Annotated in this window: 15 protein-coding genes; 13 read left to right on the top strand and 2 right to left on the bottom strand. The window is 73.5% G+C overall.

Features of this window, described 5'->3' with window-relative positions:
- Window positions 1–15 precede the first annotated feature (15 nt).
- From ACGFWE_RS37435 to cobI, 7 genes are read left to right on the top strand one after another with little or no spacing between them, the layout of a single operon-like run.
- Complete coding sequence (locus ACGFWE_RS37435) at window positions 16–957, top strand: cobalamin biosynthesis protein (protein WP_352390452.1); 942 nt, start codon at window positions 16–18, stop codon at window positions 955–957.
- Window positions 954–2465 (top strand): cobyric acid synthase, encoded by a 1512-nt coding sequence (locus ACGFWE_RS37430; protein ID WP_352390453.1) that lies wholly within the window; start codon window positions 954–956, stop codon window positions 2463–2465. Before ACGFWE_RS37435 ends, ACGFWE_RS37430 begins: the two co-directional genes overlap by 4 nt.
- Window positions 2462–6118, top strand: a complete 3657-nt coding sequence (cobN, locus tag ACGFWE_RS37425; RefSeq protein WP_393604622.1) for a cobaltochelatase subunit CobN — start codon at window positions 2462–2464, stop codon at window positions 6116–6118. The genes ACGFWE_RS37430 and cobN overlap by 4 nt, the downstream gene beginning before the upstream one ends.
- Window positions 6115–8136 (top strand): putative cobaltochelatase, encoded by a 2022-nt coding sequence (locus ACGFWE_RS37420; RefSeq protein WP_393604620.1) that lies wholly within the window; start codon window positions 6115–6117, stop codon window positions 8134–8136. Before cobN ends, ACGFWE_RS37420 begins: the two co-directional genes overlap by 4 nt.
- Window positions 8136–8735, top strand: coding sequence for a cob(I)yrinic acid a,c-diamide adenosyltransferase (gene cobO, locus ACGFWE_RS37415; RefSeq protein ID WP_352390456.1), 600 nt, complete (start codon window positions 8136–8138; stop codon window positions 8733–8735). Before ACGFWE_RS37420 ends, cobO begins: the two co-directional genes overlap by 1 nt.
- On the top strand, window positions 8732–10210 hold the full coding sequence (locus ACGFWE_RS37410; RefSeq protein ID WP_393604618.1) for a cobyrinate a,c-diamide synthase: 1479 nt from the start codon (window positions 8732–8734) through the stop codon (window positions 10208–10210). The genes cobO and ACGFWE_RS37410 overlap by 4 nt, the downstream gene beginning before the upstream one ends.
- A complete protein-coding gene (cobI, locus tag ACGFWE_RS37405; protein ID WP_393604616.1) occupies window positions 10195–10941 on the top strand; it encodes a precorrin-2 C(20)-methyltransferase in 747 nt (248 codons plus the stop codon). The genes ACGFWE_RS37410 and cobI overlap by 16 nt, the downstream gene beginning before the upstream one ends.
- A gap of 56 nt (window positions 10942–10997) precedes the next feature.
- Here the strand turns inward: cobI and ACGFWE_RS37400 are convergent, their stop codons facing one another.
- A complete protein-coding gene (locus ACGFWE_RS37400; RefSeq protein WP_352390459.1) occupies window positions 10998–11726 on the bottom strand; it encodes a ZIP family metal transporter in 729 nt (242 codons plus the stop codon).
- A 106-nt stretch (window positions 11727–11832) separates the two neighbouring features.
- On the opposite strand from ACGFWE_RS37400, the gene cobM reads away from it, so the two are divergent.
- The 6 genes from cobM to cobC are packed head-to-tail and all read left to right on the top strand — an operon-like array spanning window position 11833 to window position 18135.
- Window positions 11833–12654, top strand: a complete 822-nt coding sequence (cobM, locus tag ACGFWE_RS37395; protein ID WP_393604613.1) for a precorrin-4 C(11)-methyltransferase — start codon at window positions 11833–11835, stop codon at window positions 12652–12654.
- Window positions 12651–13880: a precorrin-6y C5,15-methyltransferase (decarboxylating) subunit CbiE gene (gene cbiE / locus ACGFWE_RS37390; RefSeq protein ID WP_393604611.1), complete on the top strand. Its 1230-nt coding sequence runs from the start codon at window positions 12651–12653 to the stop codon at window positions 13878–13880. Before cobM ends, cbiE begins: the two co-directional genes overlap by 4 nt.
- Entirely contained in the window at window positions 13877–15562 is a 1686-nt protein-coding gene (cobJ, locus tag ACGFWE_RS37385; protein WP_393604609.1) for a precorrin-3B C(17)-methyltransferase, read from the top strand. Before cbiE ends, cobJ begins: the two co-directional genes overlap by 4 nt.
- Window positions 15559–16149 carry a precorrin-8X methylmutase gene (locus tag ACGFWE_RS37380; RefSeq protein WP_352390463.1) on the top strand — a complete coding sequence of 197 codons (591 nt, stop codon included), beginning with the start codon at window positions 15559–15561 and terminating at the stop codon, window positions 16147–16149. Before cobJ ends, ACGFWE_RS37380 begins: the two co-directional genes overlap by 4 nt.
- A complete protein-coding gene (locus ACGFWE_RS37375; RefSeq protein WP_393604607.1) occupies window positions 16146–17075 on the top strand; it encodes a sirohydrochlorin chelatase in 930 nt (309 codons plus the stop codon). The genes ACGFWE_RS37380 and ACGFWE_RS37375 overlap by 4 nt, the downstream gene beginning before the upstream one ends.
- Window positions 17065–18135 carry an Rv2231c family pyridoxal phosphate-dependent protein CobC gene (gene cobC / locus ACGFWE_RS37370; protein ID WP_393604605.1) on the top strand — a complete coding sequence of 357 codons (1071 nt, stop codon included), beginning with the start codon at window positions 17065–17067 and terminating at the stop codon, window positions 18133–18135. Before ACGFWE_RS37375 ends, cobC begins: the two co-directional genes overlap by 11 nt.
- Here cobC and ACGFWE_RS37365 read toward each other — a convergent pair.
- Window positions 18083–19990, bottom strand: a complete 1908-nt coding sequence (locus ACGFWE_RS37365; RefSeq protein WP_393604603.1) for a DUF2264 domain-containing protein — start codon at window positions 19988–19990, stop codon at window positions 18083–18085. The two genes, cobC and ACGFWE_RS37365, sit on opposite strands and share 53 nt — an antisense overlap.
- Window positions 19991–19998: the final 8 nt, after the last annotated feature.

The raw sequence follows: 19998 nt of genomic DNA, 5'->3' as shown, positions 1-19998 counted from the left end.
CGATCGGCTGACCCGATGCGTGCCGATCGCGTTTTCGCGTACGGCGCCGCCGCCGGTCTGATCGGTGACCTTCTGCTCGGTGACCCCCGTCGCGGGCATCCGGTCGCCGCGTTCGGGCGGGCCGCCGGGGCCGTGGAACGGGTGCTGTGGCGGGACCACCGGGGGTGGGGCGCGCTGCACACCGCCGTGTGCGTGGGCGGTGCGGTGGCGCTCGGCGCCGTCGCGGAGCGGGCCGTACGACCGTCCCGCACCGCCTCCGTCGTGCTCACCGGGGCCGCCACCTGGGCTGTCGTGGGCGGGACGTCCCTCGTACGGGAGGCCCGGGTCGTCGGGCGGGCGCTGGAGGCGGGGGACGTCGAGGCGGCCCGGGAGCGGCTGCCCCATCTGTGCGGGCGGGATCCGCAGGCCCTCGACGCCGACGGGATCGCCCGGGCGGTCGTGGAGTCCGTGGCCGAGAACACCTCCGACGCCGTCGTGGGGGCGCTGGTGTGGGGTGCCGTCGGCGGGGTGCCGGGGCTGCTCGCGTTCCGGGCCGTGAACACGCTGGACGCCATGGTGGGGCACAAGTCGCCCCGGTACCGGCGTTTCGGGTGGGCTTCCGCCCGGCTCGACGACCTCGCCGGGTGGCCGGGGGCGCGTCTCACCGCCGTACTCGCCGCCGTGGCCGGAGACGATCCCCGGGGTGCCGTGCGGGCCTGGCGGGAGGATGCGCACAGGCATCCGAGCCCCAACGCCGGGCCCGTCGAAGCCTCGTTCGCGGGGGCGCTGGGTGTCCGGCTCGGGGGGATCCTCTCGTACGCGGGGCGGGTCGAACACCGGCCGCTGCTCCATCAGAAGGGGCGCGCCGTCGCCGTGTACGACATCGAGCGCGCCGCACGGCTGTCGCGGCGCGTCGGGCTGCTCGCGCTCGGCGTCGGTGTCGCCGCGCGGGCCTTCGTGAAGGGGCGCAGCGCATGAGTGGCGGAGGGCTTCTCGTCGCCGGTACCACCTCCGACGCCGGCAAGAGTGTCGTCACCGCGGGGATCTGCCGGTGGCTGGTGCGACAGGGGGTCAAGGTCGCGCCGTTCAAGGCGCAGAACATGTCCCTCAACTCGTTCGTGACGCGGGAGGGCGCGGAGATCGGGCGGGCCCAGGCCATGCAGGCGCAGGCCTGCCGCATCGAGCCGACCGCGCTGATGAATCCCGTGCTGCTCAAGCCCGGTGGCGAGCAGAGCAGTCAGGTCGTGCTGCTCGGGAAGCCGGTCGGTGAACTGAGCGCCCGGGGCTATCACGGCGGGCGGCAGCAGCGGCTCCTCGGGACCGTGCTCGACTGTCTCGCCGAGTTGCGGGGCACGTATGACGCGGTGATCTGTGAGGGGGCCGGGAGCCCGGCCGAGATCAACCTGCGGCGGACCGACATCGTCAACATGGGGATCGCCCGCAACGCCGGGCTGCCCGTGCTGGTCGTGGGCGACATCGACCGCGGGGGCGTCTTCGCCTCCTTCTTCGGGACCGTCGCGCTGCTCTCGGAAGAGGACCAGAAGCTCGTCGCCGGGTTCCTCGTGAACAAGTTCCGGGGGGATGTCAGCCTCCTGGAACCCGGGCTCGACATGCTCCACGGACTCACCGGGCGGCACACCTACGGCGTGCTGCCCTTCCGGCACGGCCTCGGGATCGACGAGGAGGACGGGCTGCGGGTGTCCCTGCGGGGGACGGTCCGGGAGTCGAACACGGCTGCTCCCCTCGGGGAGGACGTGCTGCGGGTCGCCGTGTGCGCGATCCCGCTGATGTCCAACTTCACGGACGTCGACGCCCTGGCCGCCGAACCCGGTGTCGTGGTGCGGTTCGTGGACCGGCCCGAGGAACTGGCCGACGCCGACCTCGTCGTGATTCCGGGAACCCGTGGGACCGTCAAGGCACTTCAGTGGCTGCGGGAGCGGGGCCTCGCGGCGGCCATCGGGCGCAGGGTCGCCGAACAGCGGCCCGTCCTCGGCATCTGCGGCGGGTTCCAGATCCTCGGCGAGCACATCGAGGACGAGGTCGAATCGCGCGCCGGCGCGGTCGACGGTCTAGGTGTGCTGCCCGTGCGGGTGCGGTTCGCGCGGGAGAAGACCCTCACCCGGCCGGTGGGGGAAGCCCTCGGGGAGCCGGTCGAGGGGTACGAGATCCACCACGGGGTCGCCGACGTCGGCGGAGGCGTCCCCTTCCTCGACGGCTGCCGCGTGGACCAGACCTGGGGCACGCACTGGCACGGCTCGCTGGAGTCGGACGGCTTCCGGCGGGCCTTCCTGCGGGAGGTGGCGGCCGCCGCGGGCCGCCGGTTCGTGCCGGCCCCCGACACGTCGTTCGCCGCGCTGCGCGAGGAGCAGCTGGACCGGCTCGGCGACCTGATCGAACAGCACGCGGACACGGACGCGCTGTGGCGGCTCATCGAGTCCGGCGCGCCGCAAGGACTGCCTTTCATTCCACCGGGAGCGCCCGCATGAGCACAGTGTTGTTGTTGTCCACCGCCGACACGGACCTGTTGGCGGCCCGGGCCGCTTCCGGCGCCTCGTACCGGATCGGGAACCCGACCCGGGTCGATGTCGCGCAGGAGCTGCCGGCGCTGATCGAGGGCGCGGACATCGCCGTCGTACGGCTGCTCGGCGGCAAGCGGGCCTGGGAGGACGGACTCGCCGCGCTCAAGGCTTCGGGCATCCCCACCGTGCTGCTGGGCGGAGAGGCCGTTCCCGACGCCGAGTTGATGGCCGAGTCGTCCGTGCCCGCTGGTGTGGTCGCGGAGGCGCTCAAGTACCTCGTCGAGGGCGGGCCCGCCAACCTGGAGGAACTCGCCCGGTTCCTGTCCGACACCGTGCTGCTGACCGGCGAGGGATTCGTCGAGCCGCAGAAGATGCCGGAGTACGGCGTCCACGGCGACCGTCCTTTCGTGGAAGGCCGCCCCACCGTCGGCGTGCTCTTCTACCGGGCCCACGAGCTGAGCGGCAACACCGGCTTCGTGGACACCCTGTGCGAGGCGATCGAGGCTAAGGGCGCCAACGCCCTGCCCGTGTACTGCGGTTCACTGCGCGGGGCGGACCCCGCGCTCTACGAGATCCTCGCCCGGGCCGACGCACTCGTCGCCACCGTCCTCGCCGCCGGCGGCACCCACGCCTCGCAGGCCTCGGCCGGCGGTGACGAGGAGGCCTGGGACATCGGGGCGCTGGCCGACCTCGACGTGCCCGTGCTGCAAGGGCTCTGCCTGACAACGTCCAGGGCGGTCTGGGACGAGTCCGACGCGGCCCTGTCCCCCATGGACGCGGCCATGCAGGTGGCGATCCCGGAGTTCGACGGACGGCTGATCACCGTGCCGTTCTCCTTCAAGGAGCAGGGCCCCGATGACGTCCCGGTGTACGTGGCCGACCCGGAGCGGGCCGCACGGGTCGCCGGGATCGCCGTACGGCACGCGGAGTTGAGGCACAAGCCGAACGCCGAGAAGAAGCTCGCGCTGGTCTTCACCGCGTATCCGACCAAGCACTCCCGGGTCGGCAACGCTGTGGGCCTGGACACGCCCGCCTCTGCGGTACGGGTGCTGGACGCGCTGCGGGATGCCGGGTACGTCGTCGAGGGGTATCCCGACAACGGCGACGAGCTCATCCACCGGCTCATCGAGGCCGGCGGTCACGATGTCGAGTGGCTCACCGAGGACCAGTTGGCCTCCGCGCCCGCGCGGGTGCCGCTCGCCGACTACCGGGCCTGGTTCGACAAGCTGGACCCGGTGCTCCGCCAGGCCATGCTGGACGCGTGGGGCGAGCCGCCGGGCTCCCTCTACGTCGACGGGGACGACATCGTGCTGGCCTCCCTCCAGTTCGGGAACGTCGTCGTGATGATCCAGCCGCCGCGCGGTTTCGGGGAGAACCCGATCGCGATCTACCACGACCCGGACATGCCGCCGTCGCACCACTACATGGCCGCGTACCGGTGGCTGGACCACTCTTTCGGCGCCGACGCGGTCGTCCACATGGGCAAGCACGGCACGATGGAGTGGCTGCCGGGCAAGGGCCTCGGCCTGAGCGGGGGCTGTGCTCCGGACGCGGTGCTCGGTGAACTGCCGCTGATCTACCCCTTCATCGTCAACGACCCCGGCGAGGGCACCCAGGCCAAGCGGCGCGGCCACGCCACCGTCGTCGACCACCTGGTGCCGCCGATGGCGCGGGCCGACACCTACGGGGACCTCGCCAAGCTGGAGCAGCTGCTCGACGAGTACGCGCTCGTCTCCGACCTCGATCCGACCAAGGCCCCGGCCGTGCGCGCCCAGATCTGGACGCTGGTCAAGGCGGCCGAGCTCCACCACGACCTGCATGTCGACGAGCAGCCGGACGACACGGCGTTCGACGAGTTCGTCATGCATATCGACGGCTATCTGTGCGAGATCAAGGACGTGCAGATCCGCGACGGGCTGCACATCCTCGGGGGCGGCCCGGTCGACGAGGCCCGCGTCAACCTCGTGCTGGCCGTGCTGCGCGCCTCGCAGGTGTGGGGCGGCCAGGCGAACGCCCTGCCGGGGCTGCGCGCCTCCTTCGCGGCTCATTTCGGGCTGGTGGAGAAGGAGTTGCTCGCCGAGCCGGGGGCGCCGCTGAAGGTTCCGGTGGAGCTGTCCGACCTCGTCGAGGGTCCCGCGCGGACGGCCGCCGACGCGATCGACCTGCTGGAGCAGCTGTGCCGGCGGGTCGCGGAGGGCATGGAGGCCGTGTCCTGGGACGCGGCGGCCGTACCCGGTCTGGTCCGTGACGTCCTCGGCACCGAACTCCCGGAGGCCGTCGCGGTGTTGGAGTTCGCCTGCACGGAGGTCGTGCCCCGGCTGGCCCGTACGACCGACGAGATCGGGCACATCCTCAAGGCCCTGGACGGCGGTTACGTCCCGGCGGGGCCTTCCGGCTCCCCGACCCGTGGTCTCGTCAACGTCCTGCCGACCGGCCGGAACTTCTACTCCGTCGACCCCAAGGCCATCCCGTCCAGGCTGAGTTGGGAGGTCGGACAGGCGCTCGCCGACTCCCTGGTGCAGCGGTACCTGGCCGACACCGGTGAGTACCCCAAGTCGGTGGGGCTGACCGTCTGGGGCACGTCGGCCATGCGCACGCAGGGCGACGACATCGCCGAGATCCTGTCGCTCCTCGGCTGCCGTCCCGTGTGGGACGACGCCTCGCGGCGGGTCACCGGCTTCGAGGTGATCGGCCTGGCGGAGCTCGGGCGGCCCCGCATCGACGTGACCGTCCGGATCTCCGGGTTCTTCCGGGACGCGTTCCCGCACGTCGTCGGGCTGATCGACGACGCCGTCCGCACGGTGGCGGAACTGGACGAGCCCGCCGACCGGAACTTCGTGAAGGCGCACGCCGACGAGGACACCGTCGAGCACGGTGACCGGCGGCGCGCGACCGCCCGGATCTTCGGGTCCAAGCCGGGGGCGTACGGTGCCGGGCTTCTGCCGCTGATCGACGCCCGCAACTGGCGCTCGGACGCCGACCTCGCCGAGGTGTACGCGGTGTGGGGCGGCTACGCCTACGGGCGCGGACTCGACGGGCGGGCGGCACGCGGGGACATGGAGACGGCGTTCAAGCGGATCAACGTCGCCGCGAAGAACGTCGACACCCGCGAGCACGACCTGGTCGACGCGGACGACTACTTCCAGTACCACGGCGGCATGGTCGCGATGGTGCGCCACCTCACGGGCGCCAACCCCGAGGCGTACGTGGGCGATTCGGCCACGCCCGACCAGGTGAAGACGCGGACGCTGGGCGAGGAGACCCACCGGGTCTTCCGGGCCCGGGTGGTCAACCCGCGCTGGATGGCGGCGATGCGGCGGCACGGCTACAAGGGCGCCTTCGAGATGGCGGCGACCGTCGACTACCTCTTCGGCTACGACGCCACGGCGGGCGTGGTCGACGACTGGATGTACGAGAAGCTCAGCGCGGAGTACGTCTTCGACGCGGAGAACCGGGACTTCATGAAGAAGTCCAACCCCTGGGCGCTGCGGGGCATCACGGAACGGCTCCTGGAGGCCGCCGACCGTGGCCTGTGGGCCGAGCCGGACGCGGACACGCTGGAGCGGCTGCGGGCCACGTACCTGGAGCTCGAGGGCGACTTGGAGGGTGACGAGAAGTGAGTACCCCGTTTCCGTTCACGGCCGTCGTCGGCCAGGAGGACCTGCGGCTCGCGCTGCTGCTGAACGCCGTCTCACCGGCGGTCGGCGGAGTGCTGGTGCGCGGCGAGAAGGGCACCGCCAAGTCGACGGCGGTGCGCGCGCTCTCGGCTCTGCTGCCCGAGGTCGCGGTCGTCCCCGGCTGCCGTTTCTCCTGTGACCCCGCCGCGCCGGACCCGTCCTGCCCGGACGGCCCGCACGAGCCCGGCAACGGCGGCACGCGCCCCTCCCGCATGGTCGAACTCCCCGTCGGCGCCTCCGAGGACCGGCTCGTCGGCGCCCTGGACATCGAGCGGGCGCTCGCGGAGGGTGTGAAGGCCTTCGAGCCGGGCCTGCTCGCCGACGCGCACCGCGGGATCCTCTACGTCGACGAGGTCAACCTCCTCCACGACCACCTGGTCGACCTGCTCCTCGACGCCGCCGCGATGGGGGCGTCGTACGTGGAGCGCGAGGGCGTCTCCGTGCGGCACGCCTCGAAGTTCCTGCTGGTCGGCACCATGAACCCCGAAGAGGGCGAGCTGCGGCCGCAGTTGCTCGACCGGTTCGGGCTGACCGTCGAGGTCGCGGCCTCACGGGAGCCGGACCAGCGGGTGGAGGTCGTGCGGCGGCGCCTCGCCTACGACGACGACCCGGCCGGGTTCGCGGCCCGTTGGGCGGACGAGGAGGCCTCCGTACGGCAACGCATCGTCGCCGCGCAGGAGTTGTTGCCGTCGGTGCGGCTGGGCGACGGGGCGCTCCGGCAGATCGCGGCGACCTGTGCCGCGTTCGAGGTGGACGGCATGCGGGCCGACATCGTGATGGCGCGCACGGCGACCGCACTCGCGGCGTGGGCCGGGCGGACCGAGGTGCTCGCCGAGGACGTACGGCAGGCCGCGCTGCTCGCGCTGCCGCACCGCAGGCGCCGTAACCCCTTTGACGCGCCGGGACTCGACGAGGACAAGCTCGACGAGACGCTGGAGGAGTTCAGCGGGTCCGGGGACTCGGGGGACTCCGGGGACTCCGGGGACGATGACGAGCCGGACCCGGACGGGCCCGGTGGGGGTGGTGGGCAGCCGCCCTCCTCCGACGGGCCCGAGGCCGACGGGGATTCCGGTGCGCAGCCGGAGGCCGGGGACGGCGGTGAGCCGCAAGCATCCGGGGCCGGTTCCGGGGAGCAGGCCGCCGCACGGGCTGCCGAGCCGTTCCGCACCAAGATGCTCAGCGTGCCCGGGCTCGGCGACGGCGCTGCCGGGCGGCGGTCGCGGGCGCGGACCGAGCACGGGCGGACGACCGGTGCGCGGCGGCCCCAAGGGGCTTTGACCAAGCTGCACCTGGCGGCCACCGTGCAGGCGGCCGCCCCGCATCAGCGGGCGCGGGGGCGGTCGGGGCGCGGGCTCGTGGTCCGGCGGGACGATCTGCGGCAGGCGACGCGCGAGGGGCGCGAGGGCAATCTCGTGCTGTTCGTCGTCGACGCCTCCGGGTCGATGGCGGCCCGGCAGCGGATGAGCGCGGTGAAGGGGGCCGTGCTGTCGCTCCTCCTCGACGCGTATCAGCGGCGGGACAAGGTGGGCCTGGTGACGTTCCGGGGTTCGGCGGCGGAGGTCGCGTTGCCGCCGACGTCGTCAGTGGACGCGGCGGCGGCCCGGCTGGAGACGCTGCCGACCGGTGGGCGTACTCCGCTCGCGGCGGGGTTGCTGCGGGCCCATGAGGTGCTGCGGGTGGAGCGGCTGCGGGATCCCGCGCGGCGGGCGCTGGTCGTGGTGGTGACGGACGGGCGGGCCACCGGAGGGCCCGAGCCGGTCGCCCTGGCGGGGCGGGCGGCTCGGCTGTTCGCCGCGGAGGGCGTGGCCTCGGTCGTCGTGGACTGCGAGTCCGGGCCCGTACGGCTGGGGCTGGCCGGGCAGCTCGCCGGCGAACTGGGCGGTACCGCGGTGACGTTGGACGAGTTGCGGGCCGACTCGATCGCCGGACTGGTGAAGGACGTACAGAGGAGGGCCGCGTAATGCCGCAGGGACAGCCGAGTGTGGTGCCGGACGACGGGCTGACGACTCGTCAGCGTCGTAATCGGCCGTTGGTGGTCGTGCACACCGGGGTGGGCAAGGGCAAGTCGACCGCCGCCTTCGGGCTCGCCCTGCGGGCCTGGAACCAGGGGTGGCCCATCGGGGTGTTCCAGTTCGTCAAGTCGGCGAAGTGGAAGGTCGGCGAGGAGAACGCGCTGCGGGTGCTGGGGGCGTCCGGCGAGGGCGGGACCGTCGACTGGCACAAGATGGGCGAGGGCTGGTCCTGGGTGCAGCGCGATGCCCAGATGGACAACGAGGAGAAGGCCCGGGAGGGCTGGGAGCAGGTCAAGCGGGACCTCGCCGCCGAGACGTACAAGCTGTATGTGCTCGACGAGTTCGCCTACCCGATGCACTGGGGGTGGGTGGACACGGACGAGGTTCTCGACGTGCTCGGGAATCGGCCCGGGACCCAGCACGTGGTCATCACGGGGCGCAACGCGCCCGACAAGCTCGTCGACTTCGCCGATCTCGTGACCGACATGTCCAAGGTGAAGCACCCCATGGACGCCGGGCAGAAGGGGCAGAGGGGCATCGAGTGGTGACGTCTTCCGTCCCTCGGCTGGTCATCGCCGCGCCGTCGTCCGGCAGCGGGAAGACCACCGTTGCCACGGGGTTGATGGCCGCGTTCGCCGCGCGGGGGCTCGCCGTGTCTCCGCACAAGGTGGGGCCGGACTACATCGATCCCGGGTATCACGCGCTCGCGAGCGGGCGGGTGGGGCGGAATCTCGACGCGTACCTGTGCGGTCCCGAGCTGGTGGCTCCGCTGTTCCTGCACGGGGCGCGCGGGTGTGACATCGCCGTCGTGGAGGGGGTGATGGGGATGTTCGACGGGGCCGCGGGGGAAGGGGAGCTGGCGTCCACGGCGCATGTGGCGAAACTGTTGCGGGCGCCGGTGGTGCTGGTCGTCGACGCCTCGTCGCAGTCCCGGTCCGTCGCCGCGCTGGTGCACGGGTTCGCGTCGTGGGATCCCGAGGTGCGGGTGGGGGGCGTGATCCTCAACAAGGTCGCGTCCGATCGTCATGAGGCGTTGCTGCGGGAGGCGCTGGAGTCGGCCGGGGTGCCGGTGTTCGGGGTGCTGCGGCGGGCGGCTCAGGTGGATACGCCTTCCCGGCATCTGGGGTTGGTGCCGGTTGCGGAGCGGCGGGGGGAGGCGGTGGACGCCGTTGCCGCGATGGCGGAACAGGTCAGTGCCGGGTGTGATCTCGATGGGCTGGTTTCGCTGGCGCGGGGTGCGGGGGCGTTGTCGTGTCCGGCGTGGGATGCGGCTGAGGTGGTGGCTTCCTCGCCCCCGCCGCCCCTACCCTTCCCATCCCCAGGGGCTGCCGCCGCTTCGACCCCGCTCCCAGGGGGCTCCGCCCCCTGGACCCCCGCTCCTCAAACGCCGGAGGGGCTGAATTCACGCCCGCAGCCAGGCACTCCCGTCATCGCGGTCGCCGGCGGACCCGCGTTCACCTTCTCCTACGCCGAGCACTCCGAACTGCTCGCCGCCGCAGGAGCCGAGGTCGTCACCTTCGACCCGCTGCGGGACGAGCAACTGCCCGACGGGACCGTCGGCCTGGTCATCGGGGGCGGTTTCCCTGAGGTCTACGCCGCCGAGCTGTCCGCCAACGAACCGTTGCGGAAAGCCGTCGCGGCCCTCGCGGAGACCGGCGCTCCCGTCGCCGCCGAGTGTGCCGGGCTGCTGTATCTGTGCCGTGAGCTCGACGGGCAGCCGATGTGCGGGGTGCTCGACGCCTCGGCGCGGATGGAGGAGAGGCTCACCCTCGGGTATCGCGACGCCGTCGCCGTGAGCGACAGTTCGCTCGCCGTCGCCGGGACGCGGATGCGGGGGCACGAGTTCCACCGGACCGTGGTGGAGCCGGGGGCCGGGGACGCGGCCGCGTGGGGTGTGCGGGTGCCCCGGCGGCGGCTCGAAGGATTTGTACAGCGTGGTGTGCACGCGAGTTATCTGCACACGCACTGGGCCTCGCAGCCCGGTGTCGCCCGTCGGTTCGTGGAGAGGTGCCGGACGTCATGAGCAGCAGCAGGTTGATCGGGGTCGGGGTCGGACCCGGGGATCCCGAGCTGGTGACCGTCAAGGGCGTCAACGCCCTGCGCGCCGCCGACGTGGTCGTCGTGCCGGTCATGGACACGGGTGAGCGGGGGCGGGCCGAGGCGACCGTGCTGCACTACGTGCCGCAGGAGAAGGTCGTACGCATCGTCTTCGCCCTCAACGAGCGCACGGATCACGGCCGCCGCGAGGCCGCCTGGGACGCCGCCGGTGAGAGGGTCGCGCAGTTGTTGCGCGCCAACGGCTCCGTCGCCTTCGCGACCATCGGCGACCCCAACGTCTACTCCACCTTCACCTATCTCGCCCACACCATCGGCGAGCTCCTGCCCGGCGTCGTCGTCGAGACCGTGCCCGGGATCACCGCCATGCAGGATCTCGCGGCGCGGTCGGGGGCCGTACTGACCGAGGGCACCGAGCCGCTCACGCTCGTGCCCGTGACCGCCGGTTCCGCCGTGCTCAAGGACGCCCTCAACGGGCCCGGGACCGTCGTCGCCTACAAGTTCGGGCGGCAGGCCGCCGAGGTGGCCGAGGTGCTCAGGGAGACCGGGCGGATCGAGGACGCCGTATGGGGATCGGCGCTGGGGCTGGACGCCGAGTCCATTCGGCCCGCCGCCGAGCTCGACGGGGCGCCCCTGCCGTATCTCTCCACCCTCATCGCGCCCGCGCGGCGGGACGGCACCCGGGGTGGCAAGTTGTGACACCCTCCGCAGATTTCTCCGCAGCCCCCTCCGCAAGCGCCTTCAGAACCGCCGGATCAGCCGGCCAGGCCCACCACCAGCCAGATGAATCCCACGCCCGCGACCGTGCACAGCAGGGTCGAGCGGGCGGGGTGTTCATGGTGGGCCTCGGGGAGGATCTCGGCCGCCGCGAGATACAGGAGCGCGCCGCCGAAGAGGCCGAGATAGCCGCCGAGCAGGCCCTCCGGGATGGTGACGAACGACGTCGAGGCGGCGCCCGCCACCGGGGCCAGCGCGTCCGCGAAGAGCATGGTCAGCGCCCTGCGGCGGTCGTTCCCGTACAGGCTCGTGATCGTGTACGTGTTGAAGCCGTCCGCGAAGTCGTGGGCCACGACGGCGAGCGCGACCGCCGTGCCCATGCCGCCGCCCACCTGGAAGGCCGCGCCGATCGCCACGCCGTCCATGGCGCTGTGGCCGACCATCGCGGCCGCGGCCGTCAGGCCCACCTCGGGCGCCCGGCCGTCCCTCTCCGCACCGCCGTGCGCGGCCTGGCGGGCGGCCAGCAGGCGTTCCACCAGATGGGCCAGGAGGAAGCCGGCCACGAACAGGAGCAGGGCCGCGGGGACGCCGAAGACCTCGTCGCCGGCCGCGTGCAGCGCCTCCGGCAGCAGATCCAGGCCGACCACGCCGAGCATCAGTCCGCCGGCCAGGCCGAGGACCAGATGACGGCGGTCGGTCACCCGCTGTGCCGTCCAGCCGCCGGCCAGCGTCATCAGGAACGCGCCGAGCGCGACGAAGACCGCCATAGGGCCTTCGTATCCGATCAACCCCCGTTCGCGCACATCCGGCCACCGCGCCGACCGCAGACGTAAGACCTTTTCAAGACCTTTTGTGACGAGAGGACCGATTTCCATGGCCGATGCCCCCACCGGCAAGGTGACCTTCGTCGGTGCCGGCCCCGGCGCCGCCGATCTGCTGACGTTCCGGGCCGCGCGCGCCATCGCCGAGGCCGACGTCGTGATCTGGGCCGCGAGCCTGGTGCAGGCGGAGGTCCTCGAGCACGCACGCGTGGACGCGGAGATCCTCGACTCGGCGACCATGTCGCTGGAGGACGTGGTCGCGGTGTACGAGCGGGCGCGCGAGGAGGGCTTGAAAGTCGCCCGGATCCACTCCGGCGACCCGGCCCTGTGGGGTGGTACGCAGGAGCAGCTCGACCGGTGTGCGCGAATCGGTATCGCCACCGAGGTCGTGCCCGGGGTCTCCGCCTTCTCGGCGGTCGCCGCTCTCGCACAGCGCGAGCTGACCATTCCCGAGGTCGCGCAGTCCGTCGTGCTGACCCGGCTCGGCGGCGGAAAGACGCCGATGCCGCCCGGCGAGGAGGTGCGGGAGTTCGCCAAGCACGGCACCACCATGGCGATCTTCCTGTCGGCCGCCCGCAGCGGGCAGTTGGTGCGGGAGCTGCTGGAGGGCGGCTATCCGACGTCCACGCCGGTCGTGGTCGCCTACCAGGCGACCTGGCCGGAGGAGCTGATCGTGCGCTGCACGATCGAGACGCTGGAGGAGGCCGTCAAGGAACACAAGCTGTGGAAGCACACTCTGTTCCTGGTCGGCCCGGCGCTCGACTCCGAGGGCACGCGGTCGCACCTCTACCACCCCGGTCACTTCCACGGGTACCGCAAGGCCGACCCGGAGGCCCGGCGGGCCCTGCGCGCGTCGCGGGGTGCCGGCACATGATCACGGTGGTGGGCACGGGGACGGAGGCACCGCCCCAGGAGTGCCTGGCGGGTGCCGAGCTGGTCGTGGGCGGGCGGCGGCATTTGGATGCCGTACGGCTGCCGGAGGCGGCGGAACGGATCGTGCTCGGGCCGTTGGCTCCCGCCCTCGACACCATGGCGGAGTACCTGGAGAAGGAACGGCGGGTGGTCGTGCTGGCCTCGGGCGACCCCGGGTTCTTCGGAATCGTGCGGGTGCTGGCCGAGCGGTTCGGGCCCGGTGCGCTGGACGTGCGGCCCGGGGTCTCCTCCGTCGCCGCGGCCTTCGCGCGGGTGGGGTTGCCGTGGGAGGACGCGGTGGTGGTCAGCGCGCACGGGCGTGATCTGCGTACGGCGGTGAACGTGTGCCGTGCGCGACCGAAGGTGGCGGTGCTGACGGGGCCGGGGGCGGGTCCCGCCGAGCTGGGAGCCGCGCTCACGGCCCACCCCCGCGTTCTGGTCGTCGCCTCCGCCCTGGGCGCCGGCGACGAACGCGTCGAGCGCGTCACTCCCACCGAGGCCGCCGCGCGGGACTGGGGTACGGCGGTGAGTGTCGTGCTGTGTCTCGACGAGTCCCGCGCGCTCGGAGCCGTGCGCACGGTCGCCGGGCCCTCGACCGCACCCGCTCAATGGGCCCTCGAAGAGACCGAGTTCGCCCACCGGGACTCGATGATCACCAAGTTCGAGGTGCGGGCGCTGGCGCTGGCCCGGCTCGGGCCCCGGCTCGGGGAGCTGGTGTGGGACGTCGGCGCGGGGTCCGGTTCCGTGGCCGTGGAGTGCGCGCGGCTCGGTGCCGCCGTCGTCGCCGTCGAGAAGGCCGCCGACGGGGTCGAGCGGATCCGCGCCAACGCGGCCGCCCACGCGGTCGACGTACGGGTCGTGCACGGGTCCGCGCCGGACGCGCTGGCCGAACTCGACGATCCGGACGCCGTGTTCGTCGGCGGTGGGGGACGGGAGCTGCCCGGCATCGTCGGCGCGTGCGCGCGGCGGGCCCGGCGGAGCGTCGTCGTCGCCATGGCCGCGCTGGACCGGGTGCCGGCCGTGCGCGCGGCGCTCACCCGCGCCGGGTTCGACTGCGACGGCGTACTGCTCCAGTCGTCCCGGCTCGCGCCGCTGCCCGGGGACGTGACCCGGCTCGCGGCGACCAATCCGGTTTTCCTGCTGTGGGGCGTCAGAAACCCCGTGTACCGAGAGGGAGTTGCTCAGTGATCGGCCTTATTTCCGCCACCGCGGCGGGGGCGGCGGCACGCGACCGGCTGGCCGCGGCATGGCCGGACCGCACGCGCGTGTACGACGGACCCGTGGGGGACGCCGTGCGGCGGGCGTTCGCGGAGTGCGAGCAGCTCGTGTGTTTCCTGGCCACGGGCGCGGTGGTCCGCCTGATCGCGCCGCTGCTCGGCGGCAAGGCGTCCGACCCGGGTGTGGTGTGTGTCGACGAGGGCGGGCGGTTCGCCGTGTCCCTGGTCGGCGGGCACGGCGGCGGTGCCAATGAACTCGCCCGGGAGGTCGGTGAGTTGCTGGGCACCGAGCCCGTGGTGACGACGGCGACCGACGCGGTGGGGGTGCCGGGGCTCGACACGCTCGGGCTGCCGGTGGAGGGCGCGGTGGCCGCCGTGTCGCGGGCGCTCCTGGACGGGGAGCCCGTCGCCCTGCACAACGAGTCACGCTGGCCGCTGCCTCCGCTGCCGGTCGCCGGGCAGGGGGCGTACGGCATCCGGGTCACGGACCGGCTGGTCGAGCCGCTGTCCGAGCGGGAGGTCGTCCTGCGTCCGCCCACGCTCGTCGTCGGCGTCGGCGCTTCCAAGGGCGCGCCGGTCGAGGAGGTGCTGGAGCTGATCGAGGGCTCGTTGCGCGAGGCCGGACTGTCGTCGAAGTCGATCGCCCACCTCGCCACCGTGGACGCCAAGGCCCAGGAGCCGGGGATCGTGACGGCGGCCGAGCGGCTGGGCGTGCCCCTGGTGACCCACTCCGCCGAGGAGTTGGCGGCCATCGCGGTGCCCAACCCGTCGGACGCACCCCTGGCCGCCGTGGGCACCCCTTCGGTCGCCGAGGCCGCCGCGCTCGTCCACGGCGGTGAACTCCTCGTCCCGAAGCGGAAGTCGGCCGCGCAGCCCGCCATGGCGACCTGCGCTGTCGTACGGCGTCCCGTGCGCGGCCGGCTCGCGGTCGTCGGACTGGGTCCTGGCGCCCGGGACCTGCTCACGCCCCGCGCGAAGGCGGAGCTCCAGCGCGCTTCGGTGCTGGTCGGGCTCGACCAGTACGTCGACCAGATCCGTGACCTGCTGCGGCCCGGGACCCGGGTCCTGGAGTCGGGGCTCGGGGCCGAGGAGGAGCGGGCCAGGACCGCCGTGGCCGAGGCTGCCAAGGGTCAGGCGGTCGCGCTCATCGGCAGCGGGGACGCCGGCGTGTACGCCATGGCCTCCCCCGCGCTCGCCGAGGCCTCCGACGACATCGACGTGATCGGCGTCCCCGGGGTCACCGCGGCGCTCGCGGCGGCCGCGATCCTCGGTGCCCCGCTGGGCCACGACCACGTGTCCATCAGCCTGTCCGACCTGCACACCCCGTGGGAGGTCATCGAGCGGCGGGTCCGCGCGGCGGCCGAGGCGGACATCGTGGTCACCTTCTACAACCCGCGCTCCCGGGGCCGGGACTGGCAGCTGCCCAAGGCGCTCGCGATCCTCGCCGAGCACCGCGAGCCGGCGACGCCGGTCGGGGTCGTACGCAACGCGTCACGGCCGGACGAGTCCGCTCGGCTGACGACCCTGGCCGCGCTCGACCCGGCGACGGTCGACATGATGACGGTCGTGACCGTGGGCAACACGGCGACCCGTGACATCGCGGGGCGCATGGTGACGCCGCGTGGATACCGCTGGCAGGAGGGCGCCGAGTGAACCGTGTCGTCCACCCGATCGAGGTGGAGTCCTACCGGCGGCTGCGCGCCCGCCTGGACACCTCGCACTTCCCGCCGCTGACCCGGGCGGTGGTGGAGCGGGTCATCCACTCCGCCGCCGATCTGGGGTACGCCACCGATCTCGTCATGGACGAGGGCGACCTGGAGAAGGCGCACGCCGCGCTGCACTCCGGGGCGCCCGTCGTCACGGACGTGGAGATGGTCGCGGCCGGGATCACCCGGCGGGAGACCGTCTGCCGGCTGAGGGACGCCAAGTCGGGGCCGGGGCTGACCCGTTCGGCCCACGCGATCCGGCTCGCCCACGAGCAGGTCGGCCCGGGGGCGATCTGGGTGATCGGCAACGCCCCCACCGCGCTGGAGGAGTTGCTGACCCTGGACGCGGCCCCGGCGCTCGTCATCGGGCTGCCCGTCGGTTTCGTCGGCGCGGTCGAGTCCAAGGCCGCGTTGCGCGAGAGCGGGCTGCCCGCCGTGAGCAACGTGTCCGAGAAGGGCGGTTCCGCGGTGGCCTCCGCCGCGCTGAACGCCCTGCTGTACCACCCCACTCACCCCTCTGAGGAGACCTCGTGACCACCCCGCCGCCCGCCCTGCTCATCGCCGGTCATGGCACCCGGGACGATGCCGGAGCCGAGGCGTTCCGCGACTTCGTCCGGGAGCTGGGGGCCCGCCACCCCGACCTGCCCGTCGCGGGCGGCTTCATCGAGCTGTCCCCGCCGCCGCTCACCGACGCGGTGGCCGAGCTGGTACAGCGCGGTGTCCGCCGGTTCGCCGCCGTGCCGCTGATGCTGGTGTCCGCGGGACACGCCAAGGGCGACATCCCGGCCGCGCTGTCCCGTGAGAAGGAGCGGCACCCCGGGATCTCGTACACCTACGGGCGTCCGCTGGGCCCGCACCCGGCGCTGCTGAACGTCCTGGAGCGGCGTCTCGACGAGGCGCTGGGCGCCACCGGGGGACGTGCCCCGCTGGACCGGGCGGACGTGACCGTGCTGCTCGTCGGCCGGGGCTCCACCGATCCCGACGCCAACGCCGAGGTGTACAAGGCGGCCCGGCTGCTGTGGGAGGGGCGCGGATACGCGGGCGTGGAGACGGCGTTCGTGTCGCTGGCGGCGCCGGACGTGCCGAGCGGCCTGGACCGGTGTGTGGCGCTGGGGTCGCGCAGGATCGTCGTGCTGCCCTACTTCCTGTTCACCGGGATCCTGCCGGACCGGGTGAGGCAGCAGACCGAGGGCTGGGCGGCCGCGCACCCGGAGGTCGAGGTGCGCTCCGCGGACGTCATCGGTCCGGAGCCGGAGCTCCTCGACCTGGTGATGGAGCGGTACGAGGAGGCCGTCAAGGGTGACCTGCGGATGAACTGCGACTCGTGCGTGTACCGCATCGCGCTGCCGGGCTTCGAGGACAAGGTGGGCCTGCCGCAACAGCCGCACTTCCACCCGGACGACGACGGCCACCATCACCACCACGGCCACCACCACGGCGCCCACACCCATGCGCACTGACCGGGCCGGCGGCCACGACCTGCGGCACCACGGCGACGCCGAGGTACGGGACGACGGGGCCCGGCTCACCGACCTCGCCGTGAACGTCCGCGCGGACACTCCCCCGGTGTGGCTGCGGGAGCGGATCGCGGGGTCGCTGGCCGGGCTCGCCGCCTATCCCGACGGGCGGGCGGCACGGGCGGCGGTGGCCGCACGGCACGAGGTGCCGGTGGAGCGGGTGCTGCTGACCGCGGGCGCCGCCGAGGCGTTCGTGCTGCTCGCCCGTGCTCTGACGGTTCGTCACGCCATGGTGGTGCACCCGCAGTTCACCGAGCCGGAGGCGGCGTTGCGGGACGCCGGGCACCCGGTCGACCGGGTGCTGCTGCGGGAGGAGGACGGATTCCGGCTCGATCCGGCGGCCGTCCCCGAGGACGCCGACCTGGTGGTCGTGGGCAACCCGACCAACCCCACCTCGGTGCTGCATCCGGCCGCCACGATCGCCGAACTGGCCCGTCCCGGGCGGACCTTGGTGGTGGACGAGGCGTTCCTGGACGCGGTGCCGGGCGAGCGCGAGGCCCTGGCCGGGCGGACGGACGTGCCCGGACTCGTCGTCCTGCGCAGCCTGACGAAGACGTGGGGCCTGGCCGGGCTCCGGATCGGTTACGTCCTCGCCGCCCCGGAGACGATCGCCGAGCTGGAGCGCGCCCAGCCCCTGTGGCCGGTCTCCACACCGGCCCTCGAGGCTGCCCTGGCGTGCATGGAGCCCCGCGCCGTGGCGGAGGCCGCCCACGCGGCCCACCGCGTAGCCACCGACCGGGCCCATCTGGTCGCCGGGCTGCGGGAGTTCGCCCCGGACGGCCTCCGGGTGGTCGAGCCGGCCGAGGGCCCCTTCGTCCTCGTACGCCTGCCGAAGGCCGCTGACGTACGACGGCATCTGCGCGACCTGGGGTTCGCGGTGCGGCGCGGGGACACCTTCCCGGGGCTCGGCGAGGAGTGGCTGCGGCTCGCGGTGCGGGACCGGGCGACGGTCAACTCCTTTCTGCAGGCCCTGGATCAGGCGGTGACGCTGGCCCGGCACTGACGCGGGTGCCGTCGGGGAAACGGATCTCGACGGCGCCGCCGGTGGTGGGGGTGGCGTCCGCGCCCGTGAGGGGCACGTCGGCGCCGAGGGCCACGAGGGTGACCAGGAGCGGGCCGGTGCCTTCGAGGACCGGGGTCGCGGAGTACCGCCCGTAGGCGTTGGTGTGCTCGGCCGCCGCGACCGTCCCGGCACCCTCGCCCCAGCCGTACAGGCCGACGACGGCGCTCGTCGGTCCGCCCGCCGCCCGGCGGACCCGCGCCCAGCCCGGCCCGCGCTCGGCTACCGGCGGCCCTGAGTCGTCGGCGAGCGCCCAGCCCCCTTCCCGCACCGGGGTGTCGGATGCCGGATCGATGCGGTGCACGCGCACCTCCCACGGCCCGTGCACCACGCTCACCGTCTCGACGCGGTGCCCGAGTGCGCGGTGCCAGGAGGCGGCCGTGCGGCCCTCGCAGTGGAGCGGGTGGATACGGCCGCGGGGGGACGGTGTGCCGTCGGGGGCGAGCAGGGCGAGGTGGTTGTCGGGGCCGAGGGGGGTCTCGGGGGCGGCGGCAGTGGAGTAGGCGAGCTTGGCGTAGTGCGGGCTGTCGTCGTCGGTCGCGGGTGGGGGCGGGAGTCGGTCGGTGCCGTGGTTGACGAGGCGGACGATCCCGTCGGAAGCGGTCGAGTGGAGCAGCCAGCCGGGGGCGGGGAGCGCGAGGACCGTGTCGGCGGTGTCGACGGGGCCGGGCTCCTCGGGGGCCGTCCACACCGGGTGGTCGGCGGGCAGCAGCAGGCCGAGGAACGCCTTGCTCGCCCAGTACGGGGAGGCGGGGCCCGAGTAGCGCTGGAGCACTCCCCCGAACGGCCGGTACCAGCCGAGGGTGAGCAGGCCGCGCTCGTCGGGGACGCCCCGCTCGGTGAAGTGCTTCAGGGTGCCGGAGGCCAGGCGGCGGGTGAGGCCGGGCGGCAGCGGAGTGGCGTCGGCGAGGGCACCCGCCCACAGCGGGGCGGCGGCGGCGTAGCGGTAGGTGAGGGAGCGGCCCTGGTGGACGGGGGCGCCGTCGGAGCCGAAGAAGTGCTGGTGGACGCCGAGGAACTCGCGCAGCCGGTCGCGGTGGCGGGTCACGGTCCCCGGGTCGGCGCGCGGTCCCGCGATCCGGGCCCACAGCACCGGGTACAGGTGCAGCGCCCAGGCGTTGTAGTAGTCGAACTTCTTCCCGTCGCCGTCGGTGTACCAGCCGCCGCCCCGGTACCAGTCGTCCAGCCGGGCGAGGCCCGCGTCGATCTCCGCCCGGCTGTGCGGGGCGCCGACGGAGGCCAGGAACTCCTCCGTGATCACCTGGAAGAGCCGCCAGTTGGAGTCGTTGGCGGTCGCGCCGACGAACCGGCCGAGCCACTCGACGATCCGGTCCCGCACGCCGTCGTCGAGCCGGTCCCACAGCCAGGGCCGGGACTCGTGCAGCGCGAGGGCGATCGAGGCCGCCTCCACCATCGGCTGGGCGCGGTCGGTGATCGGCGGCCAGTGCTCGGGGTGGTGCGGATCGGTACCTGCGGCGAGCCCTTCGGCGTACCGCTCGACGAGCGCGGGGCCGACCCGCCCCGCCGACCCGGCGATCCGGAAGGCGGCGAGCAGGAAGGACCGCGCGAACCCCTCCAGGCCGTCGGACCAGGCCCCGGAGTGGCTGGGCGGTCCGGGGAGCCGGTACTGGGCGAAGCCGGGGGTGGCGTAGGGCAGCAGCCCGTCGAGCAGCCGGTCGGCGACGGCTTCCCAGTGGGTGCGGGTCCAGCCGGTGAGGGGGGAGAGGAGGGGATCGGCGGGCGGGAGGTCGGGGTGGTGCGTCGGGTCGTCGGGGAGCGACAGATGCGGCGCGGTCATCCGGGGGT

Source organism: Streptomyces sp. NPDC048523 (assembly GCF_043199815.1).
Classification (GTDB): domain Bacteria; phylum Actinomycetota; class Actinomycetes; order Streptomycetales; family Streptomycetaceae; genus Streptomyces.
Note: the sequence above shows the minus strand (reverse complement) of the source record. Positions and strands in the feature narration are given on the sequence as shown.

Coding starts and splice junctions, on each gene's coding strand:
- ACGFWE_RS37435 (WP_352390452.1), top strand. CDS start 16: ATGCGTGCCGATCGCGTTTTCGCGTACGGCGCCGCCGCCGGTCTGATC.
- ACGFWE_RS37430 (WP_352390453.1), top strand. CDS start 954: ATGAGTGGCGGAGGGCTTCTCGTCGCCGGTACCACCTCCGACGCCGGC.
- cobN (WP_393604622.1), top strand. CDS start 2,462: ATGAGCACAGTGTTGTTGTTGTCCACCGCCGACACGGACCTGTTGGCG.
- cobO (WP_352390456.1), top strand. CDS start 8,136: ATGCCGCAGGGACAGCCGAGTGTGGTGCCGGACGACGGGCTGACGACT.
- ACGFWE_RS37400 (WP_352390459.1), bottom strand. CDS start 11,726: ATGGCGGTCTTCGTCGCGCTCGGCGCGTTCCTGATGACGCTGGCCGGC.
- cobM (WP_393604613.1), top strand. CDS start 11,833: ATGGCCGATGCCCCCACCGGCAAGGTGACCTTCGTCGGTGCCGGCCCC.
- cbiE (WP_393604611.1), top strand. CDS start 12,651: ATGATCACGGTGGTGGGCACGGGGACGGAGGCACCGCCCCAGGAGTGC.
- cobC (WP_393604605.1), top strand. CDS start 17,065: ATGCGCACTGACCGGGCCGGCGGCCACGACCTGCGGCACCACGGCGAC.
- ACGFWE_RS37365 (WP_393604603.1), bottom strand. CDS start 19,990: ATGACCGCGCCGCATCTGTCGCTCCCCGACGACCCGACGCACCACCCC.